Origin of the sequence: Streptomyces sp. KR55 (genome assembly GCF_052245645.1) — a bacterium.
GTDB lineage: Bacteria > Actinomycetota > Actinomycetes > Streptomycetales > Streptomycetaceae > Streptomyces > Streptomyces flavusporus.
Genome location: NZ_JBQQCE010000586.1, coordinates 1 through 5,236, shown reverse-complemented (window position 1 = coordinate 5,236; position 5,236 = coordinate 1). Strand labels below are relative to the sequence as shown.

The window sequence follows — 5,236 nt, the reverse complement described above, 5'->3', positions numbered from 1 at the left end:
GTCGGATTCCGCAGCGCGGGCGCCGACTCCGGCCCCGGCTGGCGGGAGATCACCGCGCGCGGGGACCGTATGACGCTCACCGCGTCGGACGTGCCGGAGAAGTCGCCGTCGCGCCGACTGACCGCCTATCCCGAGGAACTGCTGTCCTCCCCGGCCGACACGACGTCCGCGTCCCTGCGCGTGCGCCCCGGCGGTCCCGCCCTGGCCGAGGAGCAGGGCGACGCGCCCGCCGCGTCCGTCCTGCCACGCGGCGCCGACCGCTGGACCCGGGCCCTGGAGTCCCTGGTCGCCCGGCACGACCTCACCGTCGGCTTCGCCGCCCTGGCCCTGCTCATCGCGGTCGGTCTCGGCGCGATGCACGCGCTCGCACCGGGCCACGGCAAGACCCTCATGGCCGCGACGGCGGCAGCCCACGGCGGCCGCGCCCGTATGCGGCACGTCCTCCCCCTGGCCGCCTCGGTGACGGTCACCCACACCCTCGGCGTGGTCGCCCTCGGCCTCCTGGTCACGGCCGGCTCCGCGGCGGCACCCTCGGTGATCGCCTGGCTGGGCATCGCGAGCGGGGTGCTGGTGACACTGGCGGGAGCGGGCCTCGTACGACGGGCGTTCCGCAACCGCGGACAGGCCCACGCCCACACGCACACCCATGACCACGAACACGAACACGCCCACGAACACGCCCACGGCCGCGAACACGAACACGTCCACGAACCCGAGCACAAAAAGCACAGCCACGATCACGACCACCAGCACACCCACCCCCACACCATCGAACACAGCCACGGCGGCCACACCCACTCCCACCCCATCGCCCCCACCCTCCGCGGCACGATCCTCATGGGCTTCGCCGGCGGGCTCGTGCCCAGTCCCTCGGCCGTCGTCGTGCTCGTCGGCGCGGCGGCGCTCGGACAGGCCTGGTTCGGACTGCTGCTCGTCGTCGCGTACGGCGCCGGGCTCGCGCTCACCCTCACCGCGGCCGGGTTCACCGTCGTCCGGTTCGGCAGCGGCGTGACCCGGGCGCTGGTCCGGCGGCCCCGCTGGACCGCCAATCCGCTGGCCGCCCTGATCCGCCGTACCGCGCCGGTGGGTTCCGCGTTCGTCGTCGTCGCCCTCGGGGCCGGATTGGTGTTCAGGGGGGCGGCATCCGCATTCGGCTGAGCTACTTTTGGGGAGAAATCAGACGAGACATCGCTCGCGGATGCGAAGGGGGCGCCGGTGTCCGCAGATCCGGGCAGTGAACGCGTGATCGCCGGCCGCTACCGCCTGCTGTCCCCGCTCGGCGAGGGCGGCATGGGGACGGTGTGGCTCGCCCGCGACGAGGTGTTGCGCCGCGAGGTCGCCGTCAAAGAGGTGCGGGCCCCGGCCGGGCTGCCGGCCGCCGACGTGGAGCGGATGTACGCCCGTCTGGAGCGGGAGGCCTGGGCCGCCGCCCGGGTCGCGAACCGCAATGTGGTGACGGTGTACGACGTGGCCACGGACGAGGGCCGGCCGTGGATCGTGATGGAGCTGGTCCGCGGGATCTCCCTCGCCGAGCTGCTGGACGCCGAGGGCCCGCTGTCCCCGCAACGCGCGGCGCACATCGGCGCCGAGGTGCTGTCCGCGCTGCGTGCCGCGCACGAGGCCGGGGTGCTGCACCGGGACGTGAAACCGGGCAACGTGCTGCTGTCGAACGACGGCCGGGTGGTGCTCACCGACTTCGGTATCGCGATGGTGGAGGGCAGCTCCGCGCTGACCATGACCGGGGAGGTGGTCGGCTCGCCCGAATTCCTCGCGCCGGAACGCGCGCTCGGCCGCACGCCGGGTCCCGAGTCGGACCTGTGGTCGCTCGGCGTGCTGCTGTATGCGGCGGTGGAGGACAGCTCGCCGTTCCGCCACGACACCCCGCTGAGCACCCTGCGGGCGATCGTCGACGAGGAGTTGCCGCCGCCCCGCCGGGCCGGTCCGCTCACCCCGGTCATCGAGGGGCTGTTGCGCAAGGACCCCGCCGAGCGGCTGTCGGCCGCGCGGGCCGAGGAAGACCTGCGGCTGGTCGGCGCTGGGGGTACCCCCTCTGGGGGAGGCGCGCCGCGCGCGGACACGGCCCCGACGACGCCCTACATCCCGTACGCCCCGACCGTCGCGGCCCACCGGCAGCCGCAGCCGCCGACTCCACCCCAACCCTCCCCAGCTGCCCCTGCCGCGACAACCGTCGCCGAACCGCGCCGCGACCGACGCACCACCGTCGTCCTGATCGCCGGCGTCACCGCCCTGGCGCTGGCGATCGCCGGTCTCACGTACGCGCTGCTGAACCGCGACGACGGCGACAACCGCACCGCAGGGGGCGACAACACCCCTACGGCAGCAGAGACTTCGACAGCGCCCGAGGAGGAGACGACCCCGGGCACCACCGCTCCCACCACACCGACCCCGAGCAGCAGTCCGACGACCGCTCCCCCGCCGCAGTCGGTGACGGTGACCCTCGCCGGCGCCCGCACGGAGTACTCGGGCACGTGCCCGCCGCCGAACGACCAGGCTCCCGCGTTCACGGCGACGTTCACGGTGGGGCGGCTGCCCGCGGAGGTGGACTACCGCTGGGTGACCGAGGACGGCGAGGTCGAGAGCTGGAAGACGCTGTCGTTCCCCGAAGGGGGCGAGCGGACCCGGCAGGACCGGGTGATCGTGACGACGTACGCCGACAGCGGGACGTATCAGAACGAGATCAGTGTCGAGGTCCGCGATCCGGTCCGGACGACGTCCGATGTGGTGGCGTTCTTGGTGACCTGTGTGACGGAGACCCCGACGGGCGGGGCCTCCCCTTCACCTACGCCGACTCCCTGAGGATCAGGCGGCGTTGTCGAGCACCGGCAGATAGCCGCCGGACTGGCCGCTCGCGGTCGGGTGGTACGACTCGCCGATGTTGAGCCAGTTGACGCTGTGCAGCCAGGAGTTGCCGGAGCAGATCTCGTGGCCGGTGAAGGTGCCGCGCACGTCGCCCCAGGTGAAGCCGTGGTTCAGGGCGCGCTTCTGGATGGCGGTGTTGAGGTGGTCGGAGGCGTCGTTGATGGCCTTGCGCTTGGTCTCGGACAGACCGAGGCACGCCTGGCCGAGCTTGTAGAAGCGGGGGTAGCCGAGCACGACGACCTGCGCCGCGGGTGCCTTGCTGCGGATCGCCGAGTAGACGGTGTCGAGCTTGCCGGGCAGCGTCGTGTCGACGTACGCCCTGGCGGTGTTGATGCGGGAGATGCAGGCACTGTCGGACTGGAGTACGCACGTCGTCATGACGTCCGCGAAGCCGGCGTCGTTGCCGCCGACGCTGATGGACACCACACCTGTGCTCGCGTTGAGCGGAGCCAGTTGACCGGCGAGGACTTCATCCGTTCGGGCGCCGGAGCAGGCCGTGAAGGCGAACGACGAGGGTGAGTTGGCGGCGGCCCAGAGGTACGGGTACGCCTTCGTGCTGCGCTTGCAGTCGCCGCTGGAGCTGATGTAACTGCCCGCGCCGACGCCGGAGGAGTAGGAGTCGCCGAGCGCCACATAGCCGGTGGCGGCGGCTTCGGACGCCTGCGCCGGAGCGGCCCCCGTGAGGGCAGCCGATGCGGCGAGGAGGAGTGAGCCGAGTAACACGACAAGTCGGGAACGTCTCATGGAACCTCCCTTTAGCAGGATCTCTGCCTCAACCGTCGTACCAACTACGCGTGTTGAACGGAAGTGTCCATGCCAAGACTTTTCACCCATCCTCCACATGAACCCTGCGCGTTCACCCTGGAGTTGATTACGTGCCCATGACAGATTTGTTGACAGGTGCTCAACTCCCTTGTTCTACGCACGTAGCTCACCCACGCTTTACGGCAGCCCGGGCGGTACGCGACGCCCCGGGCCGTGTGCGCGAAGACGCGCGCACCCCCCACATGCGCACGCCCCCACCCGGGCGCGCGCCGCCTGGAGGAGGACTCCCTCGTAATGGCACAACTGCGTAGCAAGAAGGCCCGGTTCGCCGCGACAACCAGCCTGGCGACCGCCGCCCTCCTGGGCGGGCTCACCGCACTCCCCGCCCAGGCCGCCCCGGCCGAGGGCACGGTCCTGGCGGCCGGCTCCCCCACCGCCGTCAAGGACAGCTACATCGTCACCCTCAAGAAGGGCGCCGGCTTCAAGGCCGCGTCCAGCGAGGGCAAGGGTCTGATCAAGGAGTACGGCGGCACGGTGAAGCAGACGTTCGGCAAGGCGCTGAACGGCTACACCGCCAACCTCTCCGCGACCGAGGCGAGGAGACTGGCCGCCGACCCCGCGGTGGCCTCCGTCGAGCAGAACCAGCGCGTCCGGCTCGCCGACACCACACAGTCCAACGCCCCCTGGGGCCTGGACCGCATCGACCAGACGTCGCTTCCGCTTTCCGGCACCTACACATATCCGGACAGTGCGGGCAGCGGCGTGACCGTATACGTCATCGACACCGGCGTCCGCATCAGCCACTCACAGATCAGCGGCCGGGCCACCTACGGCTACGACGCCGTCGACGGCGACACCACCGCCTCCGACGGCAACGGCCACGGCACCCATGTGGCCACCACGGTCGCGGGTTCCACTTACGGCGTCGCCAAGAAGGCGAAGATCGTGGCGGTCCGGGTGCTGAACAACAGCGGCTCCGGCACCACGGCGGGCGTGATCGCCGGCATCGACTGGGTGACGCAGAACCACTCCGGCCCCTCGGTCGCCAACATGTCGCTCGGCGGCGGCGCTTCGGCGTCGCTGGACACGGCGGTCCGCAACTCCATAGCCAGCGGCGTGACCTACGCCGTCGCGGCGGGCAACAGCAGCACCACCGCCTCCTCGTCCTCCCCGGCCCGGGTCTCCGAAGCGATCACGGTCGGCGCCACCACCAACACGGACGCCAAGGCGAGCTACTCCAACTACGGCTCCGCCCTGGACATCTTCGCGCCCGGCTCCTCCATCACGGCCGGCTGGCACACCAGCGACACCGCGACGAACACCATCTCCGGTACGTCGATGGCGACTCCGCACGTCGCGGGCGCGGCGGCGGTCTACCTCGCGAACCACACCTCGTCCACCCCGGCGCAGGTCGCCTCGGCGCTGACGAGCGGAGCGACCACCGGCAAGGTCACCAGCCCCGGCAGCGGCTCCCCGAACCGGCTGCTGAAGATCGTCCCGTGACACGTCTGAGCCTGGTGTGACAGGCAGTTCCCCGGGGGCGGACCGCCGCCTCCGGGGAATGTCCATATGTGCCACAGGAAGCGCATTC

4 protein-coding genes are annotated in these 5,236 nt (G+C 71.3%); 3 read left to right on the top strand and 1 reads right to left on the bottom strand.

The genetic code is table 11. The annotated features are described in order from the left end of the window. Both ACTWQJ_RS45930 and ACTWQJ_RS45925 read left to right on the top strand, forming a co-directional pair. Window positions 1–1,158: HoxN/HupN/NixA family nickel/cobalt transporter (locus tag ACTWQJ_RS45930; RefSeq protein ID WP_443312330.1), on the top strand; the 1,158-nt coding region annotated here is incomplete at its 5' end. 57 nt (window positions 1,159–1,215) lie between these two features. After that, window positions 1,216–2,817 (top strand): serine/threonine-protein kinase, encoded by a 1,602-nt coding sequence (locus tag ACTWQJ_RS45925; RefSeq protein ID WP_443312329.1) that lies wholly within the window; start codon window positions 1,216–1,218, stop codon window positions 2,815–2,817. 3 nt (window positions 2,818–2,820) lie between these two features. Here ACTWQJ_RS45925 and ACTWQJ_RS45920 read toward each other — a convergent pair whose 3' ends face one another. Next, window positions 2,821–3,624 carry an SGNH/GDSL hydrolase family protein gene (locus ACTWQJ_RS45920; protein ID WP_443312328.1) on the bottom strand — a complete coding sequence of 268 codons (804 nt, stop codon included), beginning with the start codon at window positions 3,622–3,624 and terminating at the stop codon, window positions 2,821–2,823. A 315-nt stretch (window positions 3,625–3,939) separates the two neighbouring features. Here ACTWQJ_RS45920 and ACTWQJ_RS45915 point away from each other — a divergent pair, with 315 nt between their 5' ends. Beyond that, on the top strand, window positions 3,940–5,148 hold the full coding sequence (locus ACTWQJ_RS45915) for a S8 family peptidase (RefSeq protein ID WP_443312327.1): 1,209 nt from the start codon (window positions 3,940–3,942) through the stop codon (window positions 5,146–5,148). The last annotated feature ends 88 nt before the right edge of the window (window positions 5,149–5,236 follow it).

Coding starts and splice junctions, on each gene's coding strand:
- ACTWQJ_RS45920 (WP_443312328.1), bottom strand. CDS start 3,624: ATGAGACGTTCCCGACTTGTCGTGTTACTCGGCTCACTCCTCCTCGCC.
- ACTWQJ_RS45915 (WP_443312327.1), top strand. CDS start 3,940: ATGGCACAACTGCGTAGCAAGAAGGCCCGGTTCGCCGCGACAACCAGC.